Below are 18,190 nucleotides of genomic sequence, written 5' to 3'. Positions count from 1 at the left end.
CAAGTAGTTAGTATCAAGTATCACGACTTTGAAGATTTTGTCTTATATATAACAAAAGGGTGTCTTGATACTTGATACTAACTACTTGATACTAACATCAAATGTTATTTAACTCTCTCCTGTTCCTGATCTTTTTCCTGGTGGTAACCAGCGCGTACTATTTGCTCGCGCCAAAATTACGCTGGGTATGGCTTTTATTAGCCAGCTGCTACTTTTACATGTATTTTAAACCGGTATATATTTTAATTATACTGTTCACCATTGTAGTTGATTACATAGCGGGTTTATTAATTGAAAAGGCGCAGGGCAGCAATAAAAAGTTTTTTTTACTGGCAAGTATAATAGCTAATGTAGGCATACTGGCTATATTTAAATATTTCGATTTTTTCGCAGGTAACTTCAATTTCCTGAGCCATGGCTTTAACGGTCCGCAGATGCCCTTACTGCATATTTTATTACCCATTGGTTTATCGTTTCACACCTTTCAGGCCATGAGTTATACTATTGAGGTTTACCGCGGCAATCAAAAGGCCGAAAAGCATTTTGGTATTTACGCGCTATACGTTCTTTTTTATCCGCAAATGGTTGCCGGACCCATTGAAAGGCCTCAGCATATTTTGCCGCAGCTGCACCGTATCAACAAGTTCAATACTACAGGCTTTATTACCGGTATATTTTTAATCATGATCGGTCTGTTTAAAAAAATGGTAATCGCCGACCGCTTGGGGCTGTTTGTTGACCCGGTATTTAATAACCCCCACGGCCATTCGGCATTTGATCTTTTGGTAGCGGTTTACTTTTTCGCGTTCCAGATCTATTGTGATTTTAGCGGGTACTCAGACATAGCCGTAGGTGCAGCATTAACCTTAGGCATCGAACTCATGCGGAATTTTAACATGCCCTACCTCTCCAAAAACATCGCGGAGTTTTGGCAGCGCTGGCATATCTCCTTATCTACCTGGTTTCGTGATTATGTTTACATCCCGCTTGGCGGCAGCAGGGTAAATTCTATGGTTACCTGTATTAACATACTCATTGTATTCATCATCAGTGGTTTGTGGCATGGCGCCAACTGGAAATACCTGGTATGGGGTTTGGTACACGGCTTGTTATTGATCGGTTATCAGCTATTGAAAAAACTCAAAATTAATGTCAAAGGGTTTAGTTATCTTAAATGGATGCTCACCTTTAACTTGGTTTGCCTGGCGTGGATATTTTTCAGGGCCAATACAGTTACCGATGGCTTTTTCATTCTGAACAAGATCTTTACTTTAGCCCCCTTCTATTATACGGCAGCTTCTATTATGCCCCGGAACGAGGTCTTCTATTGCATATTCATTATCCTGGCCCTGTTAGCCGGCGAGTGGTACCTGCAGCGGAAAGCACAGTGGTCAAAGCGGGGTATGCTGCTTACAACGGTCATCTTATTTATTGCCTGTTATTTCCTGGGTATATTTAATGAGGCCCAGTTTATTTATTTTCAGTTTTGATGAAAAAGATCATCGGCATATTGGTTTTAGTTTTTAGTACAATCGTACTACTAATGGTCATGAATCAGTCGTTCATTAACCGCATCAAACAGGATAGATATTTTGATCATTTAAATACCGACGATACGCCCAGATCATTATACCAACGTGTTTTTGTAAGATCGGACCGCTGGGCATACGGCGACCTTTACGGTTTATGCTATTTACCCCAGTACAGGTTTAAGCTGGAGCCTTTTAAAAAATACAATTCTATAAACAGAGGTAATCTCCAAAATCGTATCCTCTACATCATAGGCGATAGCTTCCTGGCTGATAAAACGCTCACCAGCGCATTTGATGGTTTTGATAATGTTGTGTTCTTAGACAGGCGGTTTCCGTTCGGCCCTATCCTGGTAGACAGTACTAAACAAAACTTCCTGATCATGGAGTTTGCAGAGCGTAACCTCAACGGCTATAACATCAACAAAACAGATGAAATACGATGGACGGAAAATGATATCAAGACCATTGGTTCGAGATCTGTGTTACGCGGTTCGGGGGCGCTTTTAACTCCTCGCTCCCCGAACCGCGCAGCACGCCCCTCTTTAATAAACAGATTGGGAAAAATCATTTTCAATAAAGACCTAAGCCGCAACCTCGAGCTTTTATTATTTGACGATAAATTATTCACACCGATAAAAGAACTGAAAGCCTCGCTCAACTATAATTTATTTGGCCGGGTAGCCAAAGAAGTTGCCGTGAGTACCGACAAAAAAAGATTATTATTAAACATCACGGTTGATACCAGCGATATCCATTCGGCTTTCAGGTATAAATCCATCCAGCAAATTGACAGCATAACAGCAAACCTTAAAGTGGCCAAAAACTACTACGAAGCCATTGGTTTTAAAAAAGTGTTTCTAAGCATTATACCAAACCCGGTATCTATATATGATGAAAACCGGATGCCCTATAACCATCTGCTGGAACGAGTAGAGCGGCAAACTAACCTGCCTATCATCAGTATCTATAAAACTTATAAATCAGATAGTCATAATCTATACTTTTTAAGTGATGCCCATTGGAACCCCATGGGTTTTGATACCTGGGTAGCGCAGGTAAATAAAACTTTAAAAAGTGCCTCTAAAAAAATCAATAATTCAGTAAATCAATAATTCACTAATTACCCCGGATGACCATTGGTTTAGTTACGCCCTATTACCCGGATAAACAAACTTTTAATAGTGGTATAGCTAATCATTTCTCCATTTTAGCCAATGCACTGGCAAAGCAGGGTCACCGGGTGGTGGTTTTGCATATACGGCCTTCTTATGGAAATAACGATAACATCCGGAGCCAACAAATTACCTCTTTAATAACAGTATTAACCTATCCCATAACTTTACCGGATTATTTCAATAAGCTTTTTAAAAACAAATGGGCCGTGCTTGATTTTCTGATCAAGCTACGATGCATGCTGACTACTTTTAAAAACCTGGACAGGATCATCAAAGAGCATCAGCTTGATGTGATAGAAACAACCAATTATTACTCGCTGTGCTATTTTAACCTTTTAACAAGGAAACCGCCAATACCTATTGTGGTGAGGGTGAGCACCACGTTTTTACAGATCATGGAGGAGTACTACCCGTTTAAGTCACGGCTTCAAAAAAGGTTGGGACGCATGGAGATTGCGATGCTTAGAAAAAGTGATTATCTGATTACGCATACCCATCATCACGCTGCCGAAATGGAACACCTGTATGGTATTAGCGCCGGCAAATTCTATATCATTCCGCATGGTATACCTCTACCCGTTTTGTCGCCAGTTCAAATCTCCAATAATAATCAGATCGAAATATTATTTGTAGGCCGTTTTGAATACAGAAAGGGTATCGATCTATTATTAGCCGCAATTCCTTATGTATTGGAAAAATATAAAAAGGTGGTTTTTAAACTGATTGGTACCGATAAGGATAATTTTTACGAAAACACTTTTCGCGATAAGCATCCGGTTGATATTACGGACAAAGTAATGTTTTGCGGTTCAGTTGATCAAGAGAGTGCGAGCAGGGCCTATGCTGGCTGCGATATTTTTATAGCTCCCTCACGATACGAGTCGTTCGGGCTGATATATATTGAAGCCATGAGTTATGCAAAACCTGTTATAGGGCTTAAAGCAGGTGGAGCATTAGACATCATCAAAGATCACTACAATGGCTTATTAGCCGAACCGGAGGATGTATCAAGCCTTGTTCATCAACTCTCCATACTCATAGAAGATGCCGCTCTGCGAAAAGAATTAGGTACAAATGCACACAAAACAGTTGAAGATAAATTCTCAGACGAACAGCTTGCATCCAACTCAATCACATATTACCAGGAGGCGATCAACAAATTAACCTGATGGATATCTCGGTTATCATCTGTACTTATAATCCTAATTTAAAAAGGCTTCATCAAACACTTTCGGCATTACAAAAACAATCGCTGGATCCCTTGTTGTGGGAACTTATTATAATAGATAATAATTCCTCCAACGGATTTGATGCTTACGTTGATCTTAGTTTCTTTCCAAATACCAGGATCGTCAAAGAGGAGGAGCAAGGCCTTACATATGCCAGGCTTAAAGGTTTTGATGAAGCCAAAGGAGTGATCATTATAATGGTCGACGATGACAATATACTCCAAAGCGATTATCTGGAAACAACTTTAAATATATTTAAAGATCATCCTCAAATAGGTGCTGCAGGGGGTAAATCGCTGCCGGAATTTGAATGCGAAGTCCCTGTCTGGTTAACGGAGTTTTATGGCAACCTGGCCTTACGGGATCTGGGCGATGATACCATCATTACCCAATGGAAAAACACTTATCCTGATGCTGCCCCTATAGGCGCGGGTATGGCCGTCAGAAAAATTGCCCTACAATCTTACATCGATGCCGTGACTACTGATAAAAGTATCATAACCGACCGCACCGATACTTCCTTAACATCGGGCGGAGATAATGAGATCAACATCCAGCTTTTAAAATCGGGCTGGGAATTGGGATATTTCCCGGAGCTGGTGCTTCATCACATTATATCAAAAGAAAGAATGCAGGCTGCGTACCTGGCCAGACTGCTCCGGGATACCAACAGATCATGGGTTCAATTGCTGGAAAAACACCACATCAACCCATGGAAAAAGATTAATAAACAAACACTGTTACTCAGAAAAATAAAAGCGTATCTGACTTATAAGGCCTGGAAAAACGAGGTTAATTTTATAAAATGGCAGGGAGCCTGCGGCATGCTGGAAGGACGGATAAAACTATAATGTTACAGCAAATTATTAATGCACTCTACCGCCATCCCTTATCCCGGCTGAAAAGGTACAGGCGTTTCGGTGGATATTTTAGTTATCAGGCCATGATGCGTGGCAGCCGGCAAATGATGAAAGCATCTTTGCAGCTACCTCCTGTTCAATGCCATGCACATGGCTTGCCAGTTTATTTTTTGACCGGTAAAAACTATCTCTATCAAACTTTATTTTGCATCCGGTCATTAGTAAAGTTCCGTAACCAAGAATTTCAGTTTATACTGGTTGATGACGGCAGTTTTGACAGCACTCTTGTTGCGCAAATTCAAAAACAGCTTCCTGGTTGTACCATTGTTATGCAGGATGAAGTAGATAAAAACCTACAGCAACGTTTACCTCAACGGCACTACCCTCATTTGCATCAAAAAAGGAAAGTATATCCGCATTTAAAAAAATTAACAGATATCCATACCCTTCCCGGTGCTGACTGGAAACTGGTATTGGATTCCGACATGCTATTTTGGGATACCCCTCACGAGATCATTCAGTGGCTAAAAAAACCGGATCGGCCTATACACATGGTAGACTGTGCAGAAAGCTATGGTTATTCTAAACAGCTTATGAAGCAACTGAGCGGTCACGCTATCCCTCCTTTACTTAATGTGGGGGCTATCGGATTAAACAGTACCGCGATCAACTGGTCCGCCCTGGATAATTGGGTATATGAATTGGAAGAAAAAGAGGGCTCGAGCTATTACCTGGAGCAGGCTTTAACCGCTATGCTCATCGGTGAGCAACAATCAACTATTTTGGATCAGGATAAATATAAAGTGAATCCTTCCCTGGGCGATACTAAACCTCCTGTTCTGCATCATTATGTAGATCTCTCCAAAAAATATTATTACACACAGGCCTGGAAAAAAGTGATCAGCTAAATGAGCATCGGGCGATTGATTTACAAGATATTTTTTAAACCAACTTTACAAATCAGGTATTATATCCGTCATTTTGGTTTAACAGGATGGTACAAATTATACCAGGGCGAACAGCAAATGAAAAAGGCGGCCTCGGATATTCCTCCCGTTCCATTAGCAAAAGATCATTTACTGGAGGTTAATTATTTAACCGGCGCTAAATACTGGCACCAAACTATTTTTTGCGCACAATCGCTTGCCAGGATTTTGCAGGGAAGAGTTAAAATAAACATTTACTCCGACGGAACATTAGGTCAAACACATGAAGCTTTTATTGCACGAGCCATTCCCGGTGTCAGCATTGTTGCAGAAAAGACTGTTAATGAGCATCTTGACAAATTCCTTCCGATCGCTCAATTTCCCACCTTGCATTATCTGAGAAAATGGCACCCCTTTTTCAGGCGGCTTATAGATATTCATTCAGCCCCATTATGGGCCATACACCTGGATAGTGATATGCTTTTTTTTGACCGGCCCCAACAGATCATAGATGCGTACCAAAATAAAACCGCTATTTACATGCAGGAACATCTGAGCAGTTCTTATTTTGTTGATGACGAAAAAACGCTGAAAGACAAATATGATATCAATTGCATAAGCCATGTAAACGGAGGTATCATTGCCTATAACGGCGATATAGATTACACCGATCTGGAAGAAAAAGCAAAGACTTTACTAAAACATTACCCCAATGCAGGCCCTGCCCAGGTAGAGCAAACCTTAATGAGTTATGTATTATTTAAACAAGGCGCCACACCACTCGATAAACAACGGTATCCTATATTTTATGATAGTAAAATTGAGGTGGAAGATTCACAAATAGTACGCCATTATATTTTTAAAGCCAAGCTGCCGTACTTTAATACCGAATGGAAAAAAATACTCCCTTAGTTTCTGTTTGCATGCCGGCTTATAATGCCGGCGAATACATTGCTGATACAATAAAATCAATTACTGCCCAATCGTATACCACCTGGGAGCTCATTGTGGTGAATGATGGGTCGACAGATGATACCGCTGATATCCTGAACCAGTTAACAGATCCCCGGATCAAAGTATACAACCAGGAAAATAAAGGGCAATGTGCGGCTGCCAATCAAGCGTTCCAATTTTCAAGTGGGGAGCTGATCAAGTTTATGGATGCCGATGACCTGTTATCACCCAACTATATTCAAAACCAGGTATTGGCAATTAATGGCGATGATAACGCAATTGCTTTTGCAGCCTGGGGAAGGTTTTATAATAATTCATTAGCGACCTTTCAGCTGGATGATGACTTTTTAAAAGTCTCCATGAAACCTATCGATTGGCTTATCGCCTCTATGACCGGCAAACAGGTGATGCTGCAATGTGCACTATGGCTTATTCCGCGTAAGATATTAGAGGTTTCGGGTTTATGGAATGAAACACTTTCACTCATCAATGATTTTGAATTTTTCATCCGGGTGTTGTTATGTGCCCATGAGCTACGGTTTACCAATGATGCCATTTTATATTACCGCAGCGGGCTTGCCCAATCCTTATCAGCCACCACCTCAGCAAGCGGCGCGGAATCGGCATACCATTCGATAAACCTGGGCACACAGTATCTTTTAAAACAGGAAGCCAGCGACAGGGTAAACAGGATAGCTGCCGATTGTTTTCAGCGCTTGGTTTATAATTTTTACCCTCAGCATAAAACCATCGTTAACCTATCAGAACTAAAGGTAAAGGAACTTGGCGGCTCGTCAATTACTTTCCCTGCAGGCGGTTACACCAAAATACTCGCATCTATATTGGGATGGAAAACTACCCAGTATCTCAAATTTATATTCAAAAAACGTGCTTAGCTGCAGGGTGTATTTATTTACTTATAAAAGAAATCATCTGCTATCAAGGGCCGTAGAAAGCCTTATCAACCAAACTTTTCAGAACTGGGTTTGCGAACTGCATAATGATTGCCCGGACGATCCCTATCCTGCCACTTACATCCAGTCGCTAAATGATCCCCGCTTCATTATAAAAGATCATGCGGTTAATATGGGGGCAACTGCCAGCTTTAATCTTGCTTTTGCGGGCTGTGCAGAAGATTTCGCCAGTATTCTGGAAGATGACAACTGGTGGGAAGCAACCTTCCTGGAAGAAATGATCGCCCTGATGGAGAATAATCCAACAGTTAATATGTCCTGGAGCAACATGAACCTATGGCAGGAGAAAGCCGGCAACGAATGGCAAAATACGGGTAAAACCATTTGGCCTGTGGATGAGTGCACTACCACTTTTTCATGGCCGGCAGAAAAACAGATCTTAGGTGCCATAAGCTCCAACGGCGCCATGCTGTACCGTGGCAAATACGCCCATCATTATATCATACCCGCCGAAACCATCTTTGATGTGATGGAACTGGTAAGGGAGCGGAGTTTTGAACACCCTATAATTTTAAATCATAAACCCCTGGCCAATTTCGCCATCACGATAAGCACAAGCCGTTCAAATGATCCGTATCCATGGATCGCTTCGCAGGCTATGCTGCTGGCCAGTTATATAGAAGCATCCGACCATAATGTTGCGATCATCCGGGAAACATTGGCCTATCATCGCGGGCTAAAACCAAGCCCTATTGCCAATTTCTTTTTATCTAATTTCTTTTTGTTAAAAAACAGGTTGCTCTATCAATACTTCAGCTTGTCAGATTGGATAGTTATTATTAAATGGCTCATCAGAAACGGGCATAAACTAAACTATATGAAAACCTTCATGGCATCGCAAAAAGAAACCTACAGCTTTTTACTAAAACAAACGCGCTTGCGGTTCCAGGAGTCAAAACACAACGTACATTGAAGATAGCCCTTATTGTAAACCCTCTAATACCGGTGCCACCCGAACAATATGGCGGTATAGAACGTGTGGTTTATGTACTGATCAGGGAGTTGCTCAAAATGGGGCATGAGATAACCCTGTATGCTAATCCAGATTCGAAACCGGGCTGCGAACTCACCGGTTACCGGGAGTCTGAAAATTATGGGTTAAAAGATCTTGTAAAGATCAACCTGCTAACCTCTTCCCTGCTTTTTAAAAATTTCGATGTGGTACACACTTTCGGCCGCATGAGTAATATAGCATCGCTTATGCCTTTTAAACAGCCTAAAATAGTTTCGTACCAGTTGCCGCCTACGCTATCGCAGGTAAAAAAAGCGGTAAAAATCGCGGCCAAAAATTCGCTTTATTTTACAGCCTGCAGCAATTTCATCGCACAGCAAATCAGCCACATCGGTAATGTAACCACCATTTACAACAGCGTGGATATGGATGATTATCATTTTAACGCCGAAGTTGATGCAGACGCGCCATTGGTGTTTTTAGGAAGGATCCAGCAAGAAAAAGGAACGGCCATAGCCATCGAAATAGCGCTTAAAACAAATAAAAAACTAATCATTGCGGGCAATATCCCGGCTGAACAAGTTCACCAGCAATACTTTAATGAACAGGTAAGGCCCTTTATCGATCAGGACCAGATCAAATACATCGGGCCGGTTAATAATATTCAAAAAAACGAGCTATTAGGTAATGCTGCCGCCCTGTTGATGCCCGTAACCTGGGACGAGCCTTTTGGCATTGTAATGGCTGAGGCGCTGGCCTGCGGTACACCCGTAATTGGGTTTAACAGGGGAGCAGTACCCGAAGTGGTTACCAACGGATCAACCGGTTTTGTATGCAGCAATGCAAACGAAATGATTGAAGCGGTGAATAGTATATCGACGATAAGCAGATCAAACTGCCGCAAGGTAGCTGAAGAAAAATTCAGTTCGAATGTAATGGCCAGGCAATATGAGCAATTGTATAAATTTAGTATCAAGTAGTGAGTATCAAGTATCATGACTGCTGCAATTGTTTTATGAGGATTTCAAGAATCTTGATACTTGATACTAACTACCTGATACCGTGAAACACATCACCTTCATCACCACCGGGCAGCCGAGCACCAATCCAAGACTGGTTAAGGAAGCCGAAACCTTAATTAAGCTGGGTTATCAGGTTAAGGTGATCTGTTGCTTTTATCAAGGATGGGCGCGGGAATTTGATCTGGAGATCATCAACAGGAACCAAGGCGTATACATTTATTGCGGCGGCGATCCTGTACATGAAAAACTAAGCTATTACAAAACACGTTTGCGGCAAAAAACAAGCTTGCGTCTTTTTAACTATACCAAAGCTTTCGGCATTCCCGAAAATGCCATATCCCGTACACATGCTGAGGCGCTGTATATCGCCAGGTCCATCAAAACCGACCTGTATATCGCACATAATCTCGGAGCATTACCGGTAGCGGTTCTGGCGGCAAAATTTAACCAGGCCAAAGTAGGATATGATGCCGAGGACATGCATTCGGGCCAGTTTAAAACCAAAACTGAAAAAGGTTACCTGCTGAATAAATTTATCGAAGAAAAATACTTCCCTCAGACAGATTATTTTACGGCCGCGAGTCCGCTTATTGCGCAAAACTATAAACAGATTTATCCTTATTTAAATCCGGTAGTGATCAATAATGTTTTCCCCAAAACTGATCTTCCTATCAGACCAAACATCGATACAGCATCACCTTTGAAACTCTTTTGGTTTTCGCAAACCATCGGAGCTGAGCGGGGGATCGAAAACATTATTGAGGCGATGGCGCTTATCGACAAACCAACAGAGTTACACCTGCTGGGAAATTGCTCTGCCGGGGATGAACTGGCCATTATGGAGCTGGCAAAATACAATCGTCTTGCACCCGGTCAAATTCATTTTCACAAACCCATTGCGCCGGATGAACTTTTCAAATTCGCCGCACAGTTTGATATTGGCATGGCCACAGAAACGGCACCAAACCTGAACAGGGATATTTGCCTCACCAATAAAATTTTCACTTACATACAGGCCGGTCTCGCCATTATTGCCAGCGATACCCAGGCACAACGCCTTTTTATGGAGCAACATCCAACCACGGGCTGCCTGTATCAAAAAGACGATATTACCTCCCTGGCCAATTGCCTATTGGAATATGCCGAAAACCCCGAAAGCTTAATTCAAACAAAGCAAATGAACTATCAATTGGGACAAACAGAATTGAATTGGGAAAATGAAAGCATGATATTTCAGCATGTTGTAGAATCAGTAACAAGCAGTTAGTATCAAGTATCGTGACTTTTAAAAATAGCATTTACGACCTACAAAATATCTTGATACTTGATACTAACTACTTGATACTAAATTGAAAAACCTCCTCATCATATCCCCCTACTTTCCGCCGGTAAACGCGGCCGACATGCAACGGGTACGTATGAGCTTGCCTTATTTTGCCAGCAATGGCTGGAATGTGGAAGTGGTGATGGTGGATGAGCAATATACGGATATCCAGATCGATCCCTTGTTGCTTCAAAGTATCTCCAGTGATATCAAGATCCACAAAGTTAAAGCCCTGAATAAACGCTGGACATCCAAACTGGGGCTGGGGAGTATTGCTTTACGGTCGCTTTGGTTTTATTGGCATAAAGTTAACCGGCTTTTAAAAGATGGGAAATTTGATTTGATCTATTTTTCAACCACACAATTCCCGGTTTGTATTTTAGGCGCCTATTGGAAAAAAAAGTTTGGGATCCCTTACGTTATTGACATGCAGGACCCCTGGCATTCTGACTATTACCAGGATAAACCACGGACACAGCAGCCGTCAAAATACTGGTTCTCGTACCGCTTAAATAAATACCTGGAACCCATCGCCATAAAAAATGCCGATGGGTTAATCAGTGTTTCCGAAGGTTATATCGATGATTTGAAAAACCGATATTCGGTTATAAAAAACATTCCCTCAGCAGTAATCACTTTCGGGGCTTTTGAACCTGATCTGTCCATTGCCCGTGAAAACCAAACGAGATTTGTGAGCCTGTTAGATGCTCGGTTTATCAATATTGTTTATACCGGTCGCGGTGGGGCTGACATGCACCAAGCCATAATTCCCGTATTTGAAGCGCTTAAAAAAGGGCTCTCTGATCGGGAAAACACATTTTACAGCCGACTGAAGTTTTATTTTATCGGTACCAGTTATGCCCCGGCCGGTGAGGGTAAGCCAAGTATATTACCCCTTGCCCAACAATATGGGATAGCAGATCATGTTGTTGAGATAACCGATCGAATCAGTTATTATCATACCCTGCTCACCCTGCAGCAGGCCAATGGGCTTTTTATCCCGGGCTCGGATAATCCGCAATATACGGCGTCAAAAATTTATCCGTACCTGCTTACTCAAAAACCTTTGCTGGCTGTTTTCAACAAAAAAAGTTCGGCGATACCGATACTTCGGGAGTATGGTGTAAAACACGTTTATGATTATGAAAGCGTTACGGGAATAAATATTAACGACTTCTTTTCAGAGCTAAATACCAATAACTCTGAATCGCCTTTATATAACCAGGAAGCGATCAAGAAATATTCGGCACAACAAATGACAGTAAATCAGTGCCTGTTTTTTAACCAGGTTTTAAACAGAGAGTTGAAAGTCAAGAATAAAGACAGTAAATATTGATTAATTATAGAAGTTTTCTTGACTCTTGACTCTAATATCTTGCTTCTCAGCAAACTATGCGTTTAGCCATTATAGCCACCCATCCGGTACAATATTACGCCCCGGTTTTTAAACTGCTGGCCGAAAGCCCGGACATGGAGATCAGGGTGTTTTATACCTGGGGCGAAAAAGCCATGGAAAAATTTGATCCCGGTTTCGGACAAAAAATCGACTGGGACATTCCCTTGTTGCAGGGATACGATTTTGAGTGGGTAACCAACACGGCATCAGATCCGGGCTCGCATCACCGTAACGGGATCATTAACCCTGGTTTGATCGACCAGATCAATCAATGGCAGCCCAACGCATTACTGGTATTTGGCTGGGCCTATCATAGTCACTTAAAAGTTATCCGTTATTATCACCATAAACTACCTGTCTATTTCAGGGGTGATTCTACTCTTCTGGATATAAAACCCGGCATCCGCGCATTTCTAAGATCCGTTTTCTTAAAATGGGTTTACCGGCATGTCGATCACGCTTTTTATGTAGGCATTAATAACAAAACTTATTTTAAAAAATACGGATTAACAGACAAACAACTAACCTTTGCCCCGCACGCTATAGATAACGCAAGATTTAGCGCCGACAGAAACTTAGAGGCTTTAAAATTAAGGCAAACCCTTGGTATTGCGGAGGAGGATACCTTGATACTTTTCGCAGGTAAATTTGAACATAAAAAGTCACCCCAATTACTCATCGATGCTTTTTTAGCGCTAAATAAACCAGGCGCGTACTTATTACTCGTGGGGAGCGGTATTTTTGAGATACCTTTAAAAACAAAGGCAAGCATCAATAAGCGTATCCATTTTATGGACTTTCAAAATCAATTATTGATGCCGGTGGTATACCAGGCCGCTGATCTTTTTTGCCTGCCATCCAAAGGTCCCGGCGAAACCTGGGGGCTTGCGGTCAATGAGGCCATGGCTGCCGGAGTACCGGTGCTGGTATCCAACAAAGTGGGTTGTGCAGCCGATCTGGTGATACCCGGTTTAACGGGTGATATTTTTGATTCGGAAAATTTATCAGATATTACCCAAAAGCTCGGCGAACTTTTAAAAGACAGATCAAGGCTAAAAACTTTAGGTACCAATACCCAACGTAAAATAGCCGACTGGAGCTTTGACAAACAAGTGGCTGCCATTTTAAATACACTAAAGCATAACCATGCGAACTAATCAGGCTCCGTTGGAGCGGTTTATCGTACTATTTTTACCCTGGGGACTCTCCTTTTTATTAAAAGGCGATCCGGTGCTCTCTTATTTTATTGCCTGGCTTGGTTCGTTTTTAATATTCTGGCTTTCGCTAAGCGGGTGGATAAAACCCCTCCCTGCCGACAGGAGCATTGCAGGCCAGTTAATGCGCCCCATTTTTTTAGTCCAGATAATTTTTGCCGGGTACATGGCCTGTACATCCATTTTTTATTTCATGGATGTAATGGGCTATGAGAATTTTGTGAAACAAGGCTATATTTTGGTTGACCATGAAAAGCTGCTGCTCACCGCGCAATGTCAGCGTTATTATTGCCTGGGGCATGCCTCGCTTGTTTTAGGCATACTGATATTTATGAACTATTCTACCGAAAAGATTTACCATGTAGATACGCAAAAACTCACCCGCCTGCTAATGTTATTTGCGATGGTTAGTTTTCCTGTATCTATTTTGTTTTTAAAAATCCCGGGCCTATCCCAATTCTATAATCAATTAAACTCGCTTAGTTTTATTGCAGGTACATTGGCTCTGGCCTTTGCTATACCACTCAAAAAAGTAGGCAACACGCTGATATGTATTGGTTTTTACTGTTTTAATTTTTATCAATCGCTCATCTCGGGGTTTAAAGAGCCCATTATTGTAAGCGTACTGGTTTTGGGTATATTTCTATATCCCAATTATAAAAAAGCGGTGACCTTTACCTTTGTTCCCTTGATGCTATTGTTATTTGTTTTTTTACCTACCTACAATCGTGTTTTCAGGCAAAATGCATGGTCTGGTAACAGTAACGCCACCGAGGCCAGTCAGCTGGCATTGGATGCTACCTTAAATAATGATGCAGAGGATGATGATTCCAATTGGTCGTTTTTGGTGAACCGTTTAAGCGAAATAGATATGTTTACGCACTTTGTGCAATCAACCCCAAAACAGGTAGATTATTATGGTTTTACGCTGTTTAAGCAATCCGGAACAGCCATTATCCCCCGTATATTCTGGCCGTCCAAACCCATTACCGAAGAAATGGTTATGGAACGGGTTTACAATGCCGGGGTTATTAACCGTTTTTCCAATGTGTCTGCTAAGCCCGCGTTTGTTGTTGATGCGTATCTTTCGGGAGGGGCCTTGGGTGTACTTTTGTGTTTATTTGCCTATGGCGCTATTGCCCAGCTGATCGCTCTGCAGGCCGAGAAACTTTTTGGAGGTTATATCCTGGGTACAGCGCTTATTTTTAGTGGTTTATTTCAAATCCTGTGGCGCGGGTTAAGTTTCGAGTTTTTAATTAACAGTGTATTCTGGAGTTATATTACCATGCTCGTTATTCATAAAATACTTACGGCAACCCATATCCTTCAAAAGGCTTGAAAGTTTTACAGATCTCGGCTTCTTACAAACCTGCGTTTATCTATGGCGGGCCCACCATGTCGGTAGCCATGCTGTGCGAACAATTGGCTAATGCAGGTTGCGAGATCATGGTGTATACTACAACCGCTAACGGGTTAAACGAACTTTCGATAGCTCCGAATGAAGCTGTAAATATTGATGGGGTTACTGTTATCTACTTTAAACGAATTACTAAAGATCATACCCACTTTTCACCGACGTTATTAAAATCGGTTTGGCGAAACGTTAAAAATTATGATGTGGTACACATCCAGGCCTGGTGGAATACGGTTTCGGTTTTATCGTGCCTCATAGCCGTATGGCGCAAGGTACCTGTTGTAATTTCGGCCAGGGGTACATTGAGTCCTTATTCTTTTCAAAACAAAAACAAGGACATTAAAAAGATCATCCATCATCTGCTCACCAAACCTCTATTCAAACGGTCGTACTGCCATGTAACTACCGACAGGGAGAAAGAAGCTATGCTTAGCCTGGTTCATCCTAAAAGCATTTTCAATATCGCCAACCTGGTTAAACTGCCTTCATTAAATCACATGGCAGATGGCAAGCGGGATGCCATATTTAAATTAATTTTCCTTTCCCGGATAGAAGAAAAAAAAGGGTTGGATATACTGCTCAATGCGCTACCTGATCTAACATTCCCCTTTACATTGACCATAGCCGGCGATGGCGACAGTAATTATGTAGAGGGATTGAAGGAACTGGTAAAAAACAAGGGCCAAGAACAAAGTGTAAATTGGATGGGTTTTCAAAACGAAAATAAATTTGAGCTCTTAAAAGAGCATGATCTGCTGGTGCTGCCATCCTACGATGAAAATTTCGGGAACGTAGTTATTGAAAGCTTAAGCCAGGGAACAGCGGTATTGTTAAGCGAATTTGTAGGCTTGTCGGCTTATGTGGTTCAAAAAAGCCTGGGCTGGCAATGCGAACTGGAAAGCCGTTCATTAGCCAGCCAGTTGAATTTAATAAGTGGTCAACAAGATGAGTTAACCCGTATCCGGGCAATCGCTCCTTCGATAATTGAAGCCGGCTTTGACAAAAGCAACCTGATCAACCAGTACATGAATATGTATACAAACATCATTACCCATGGCTGATTATAACAACTATGGTTATCATAATGATAAGCCAACACACAATTTAAGCTACCAGCTCCATGACCTGCTTGGCATGATTGATCAGTCGCGGCATCACCATATACTGGATCTGGGATGTGGTAATGGTTATCTCGTTAATTATTTGATTGAGCTGGGTTACAACGCTTATGGAACTGACGCCTCTGAAGAAGGTATCAGCATAGCCCGGCAAAAAAATCCCGATCGTTTTTTTGTTCAGGACCTATCGTCTGATAATTTACCCCAACAATTACAAAATATAGTCTTTGATATCATCATCACTACCGAGGTTATCGAACATTTGTACAACCCCGAGGCGTTTATCCTATTCTGCAAAAAACAGCTTAAACAAGGCGGCGAATTAATGGTATCAACCCCTTATCATGGATATATAAAAAACCTGGTGCTCAGCATTTTTAACAAATGGGACAGCCACATGAACCCGCTCTGGCTTGGCGGGCATATTAAATTATGGTCAAAAAAAACACTGAGCCAGGCATTGTCAAATGCCGGTTTTACAGTTACTTCGTTTAAAGGTAACGGGCGCTGGCCTTATTTATGGAAATCAATGTTGATAAAAGCTAAATTGAATTGATGGTTCCTTATTCAGTCATCATACTTACTTATAACGAAGAGCAGCATTTGCCCCGCTTGCTGGAGTCGATAGCGGCGTTAAACGCGCCTGTTTTTATACTGGATTCGGGCAGTACCGATCAAACCATCCAAATAGCACAGCAAGCAGGAGCAGTTGTGCAACAGCATCCGTTTGAAAATCATCCCAAACAATGGGATCATGCCTTGAAGATTTTTGATATACAAACTCCCTGGGTAATTTGCTTTGATGCCGACCAGATAGTTACCCCCGAATTAAAAGAGCTGCTGTTTAATTTTAAGGACGAGGACAACCAGAATATTAACGGCATTTATTTTAACCGCAAAAACTTTTTTAAAGGCCGCTGGATCAAACACGGGGGATATTACCCCATCTATCTGCTCAAAATGTTCCGCTATAAGGCCGGATATTCTGATCTGAATGAAGGTATGGATCACCGGTTTATTGTTCCGGGTAAAACCATTGTTTGGAAGCAGGGACATATTTTAGAGGAGAATTTAAAAGAGAACAACATCAGTTTTTGGATAGATAAGCACAACCGTTACAGCGACCTGGTGGCACGGGAAGAGGTGGAACGGATGCAAAACCTCCGGCACCAAACACTGAAACCAAGCTTGTTAGGTTCGCCCGATGAACGTACTGCCTGGCTTAAACGCTTATGGTGGCAGCTGCCACGTTACATAAGACCTTTGCTATACTTCGGCCACCGTATGATCTTTCAGTTAGGAATATTGGATGGCCGCACCGGTATCATATTCCACTTTTTACAGGGATTTTGGTTCAGGCTTATTGTCGATGTAAAAATTGATGAAATACTCAACTCCACCCCAAAGCGGGTTGCTGGTAACCAACCCTCTCCCTTAAAATTCGCCTTTAAATTCATAGTCCTGTTCCTGTTATTCTATTACTTCAATATCCTGTTCCTGGGCTTAACCAGTCCCGGTAATCATTACAATGCTTTTTTAGCTACTTATTTAAACTATATACAGGGTTTACGAACCCTTTTATTATCAGTCAGCGCCTTCATACTTAACATACTCGGTTTTGATGTAATTTACAATCATATTGATCTGCTGGTAGCGGGCAAAGGCGCTATCCGGTTAGCCTATGATTGCCTGGGACTTGGGGTCATGAGCTTTTTCTCGGCATTTGTGATCGCTTATCCCAAACAATTCAGGTCAAAAATCTTATTTCTGGTATCTGGCTTATTAGGTATTCAATTTTTAAACATTATCCGGTTTGTACTGTTAGCCTTGTTTTGGAATAAAAAAACAAATGGGATAATTGATCATCATACTATTTTTAATATCGTTATCTACATCTTGATTATGATCAGTCTTTACTTTTGGGTTAAAAGAGACGATAAAAAGGCAAGATATAAGAGTCAGGAATCAAGATAAAGGCAAAAACAAATGATTTATAAAAAATTTATTTCTTTATTGAAAATACGAACAAAAGCAGGCTATTTTTTTCTTAATTCCAGACTCTTAATTCTTGCTTCTCCTTATAAAACGGATCTATCTACC

At 41.5% G+C, this 18,190-nt stretch carries 16 protein-coding genes; all 16 read left to right on the top strand.

Features of this window, described 5'->3' with window-relative positions:
* Positions 1 to 101: 101 nt before the first annotated feature.
* The 16 genes from ACNURT_RS06785 to xrtY all read left to right on the top strand — a co-directional run bounded on the left by ACNURT_RS06785 (position 102) and on the right by xrtY (position 18,064).
* A complete protein-coding gene (locus ACNURT_RS06785) occupies positions 102 to 1,490 on the top strand; it encodes an MBOAT family O-acyltransferase (RefSeq protein ID WP_419701094.1) in 1,389 nt (462 codons plus the stop codon).
* Positions 1,490 to 2,644 carry a hypothetical protein gene (locus tag ACNURT_RS06780; protein WP_419701093.1) on the top strand — a complete coding sequence of 385 codons (1,155 nt, stop codon included), beginning with the start codon at positions 1,490 to 1,492 and terminating at the stop codon, positions 2,642 to 2,644. The genes ACNURT_RS06785 and ACNURT_RS06780 overlap by 1 nt, the downstream gene beginning before the upstream one ends.
* A 17-nt stretch (positions 2,645 to 2,661) precedes the next feature.
* Complete coding sequence (locus ACNURT_RS06775; protein ID WP_419701092.1) at positions 2,662 to 3,876, top strand: glycosyltransferase family 4 protein; 1,215 nt, start codon at positions 2,662 to 2,664, stop codon at positions 3,874 to 3,876.
* Complete coding sequence (locus ACNURT_RS06770; protein WP_419701091.1) at positions 3,876 to 4,787, top strand: glycosyltransferase; 912 nt, start codon at positions 3,876 to 3,878, stop codon at positions 4,785 to 4,787. Before ACNURT_RS06775 ends, ACNURT_RS06770 begins: the two co-directional genes overlap by 1 nt.
* Positions 4,787 to 5,704: a hypothetical protein gene (locus ACNURT_RS06765; protein WP_370993893.1), complete on the top strand. Its 918-nt coding sequence runs from the start codon at positions 4,787 to 4,789 to the stop codon at positions 5,702 to 5,704. Before ACNURT_RS06770 ends, ACNURT_RS06765 begins: the two co-directional genes overlap by 1 nt.
* Complete coding sequence (locus ACNURT_RS06760) at positions 5,705 to 6,634, top strand: hypothetical protein (RefSeq protein WP_419701090.1); 930 nt, start codon at positions 5,705 to 5,707, stop codon at positions 6,632 to 6,634.
* Positions 6,613 to 7,572: a glycosyltransferase family 2 protein gene (locus ACNURT_RS06755; protein ID WP_419701089.1), complete on the top strand. Its 960-nt coding sequence runs from the start codon at positions 6,613 to 6,615 to the stop codon at positions 7,570 to 7,572. Before ACNURT_RS06760 ends, ACNURT_RS06755 begins: the two co-directional genes overlap by 22 nt.
* Complete coding sequence (locus ACNURT_RS06750; RefSeq protein ID WP_419701088.1) at positions 7,565 to 8,563, top strand: glycosyltransferase family 2 protein; 999 nt, start codon at positions 7,565 to 7,567, stop codon at positions 8,561 to 8,563. Before ACNURT_RS06755 ends, ACNURT_RS06750 begins: the two co-directional genes overlap by 8 nt.
* Positions 8,560 to 9,582 (top strand): glycosyltransferase family 4 protein, encoded by a 1,023-nt coding sequence (locus ACNURT_RS06745; RefSeq protein WP_419701087.1) that lies wholly within the window; start codon positions 8,560 to 8,562, stop codon positions 9,580 to 9,582. The genes ACNURT_RS06750 and ACNURT_RS06745 overlap by 4 nt, the downstream gene beginning before the upstream one ends.
* Before the next feature lie 82 nt (positions 9,583 to 9,664).
* Entirely contained in the window at positions 9,665 to 10,891 is a 1,227-nt protein-coding gene (locus ACNURT_RS06740) for a glycosyltransferase (RefSeq protein WP_419701086.1), read from the top strand.
* An 82-nt stretch (positions 10,892 to 10,973) separates the two neighbouring features.
* Positions 10,974 to 12,284, top strand: coding sequence for a glycosyltransferase (locus ACNURT_RS06735; protein WP_419701085.1), 1,311 nt, complete (start codon positions 10,974 to 10,976; stop codon positions 12,282 to 12,284).
* Between the two features lie 56 nt (positions 12,285 to 12,340).
* Complete coding sequence (locus ACNURT_RS06730; RefSeq protein ID WP_419701084.1) at positions 12,341 to 13,501, top strand: glycosyltransferase family 4 protein; 1,161 nt, start codon at positions 12,341 to 12,343, stop codon at positions 13,499 to 13,501.
* On the top strand, positions 13,491 to 14,897 hold the full coding sequence (locus tag ACNURT_RS06725) for an exosortase Y-associated Wzy-like protein (RefSeq protein ID WP_419701083.1): 1,407 nt from the start codon (positions 13,491 to 13,493) through the stop codon (positions 14,895 to 14,897). The genes ACNURT_RS06730 and ACNURT_RS06725 overlap by 11 nt, the downstream gene beginning before the upstream one ends.
* On the top strand, positions 14,894 to 16,033 hold the full coding sequence (locus tag ACNURT_RS06720; RefSeq protein WP_419701082.1) for an XrtY-associated glycosyltransferase XYAG1: 1,140 nt from the start codon (positions 14,894 to 14,896) through the stop codon (positions 16,031 to 16,033). Before ACNURT_RS06725 ends, ACNURT_RS06720 begins: the two co-directional genes overlap by 4 nt.
* Positions 16,026 to 16,646, top strand: coding sequence for a class I SAM-dependent methyltransferase (locus tag ACNURT_RS06715; protein WP_419701081.1), 621 nt, complete (start codon positions 16,026 to 16,028; stop codon positions 16,644 to 16,646). The genes ACNURT_RS06720 and ACNURT_RS06715 overlap by 8 nt, the downstream gene beginning before the upstream one ends.
* Positions 16,646 to 18,064 (top strand): exosortase Y, encoded by a 1,419-nt coding sequence (gene xrtY / locus ACNURT_RS06710; protein WP_419701080.1) that lies wholly within the window; start codon positions 16,646 to 16,648, stop codon positions 18,062 to 18,064. The genes ACNURT_RS06715 and xrtY overlap by 1 nt, the downstream gene beginning before the upstream one ends.
* Positions 18,065 to 18,190 lie beyond the last annotated feature (126 nt).

Source organism: Mucilaginibacter sp. NFX135 (assembly GCF_048565145.1).
Taxonomy (GTDB): Bacteria; Bacteroidota; Bacteroidia; order Sphingobacteriales; family Sphingobacteriaceae; genus Mucilaginibacter.
The sequence above is the reverse complement of the archived record's forward strand: the minus strand, read 5'-3'. Positions and strand labels throughout refer to the sequence as shown.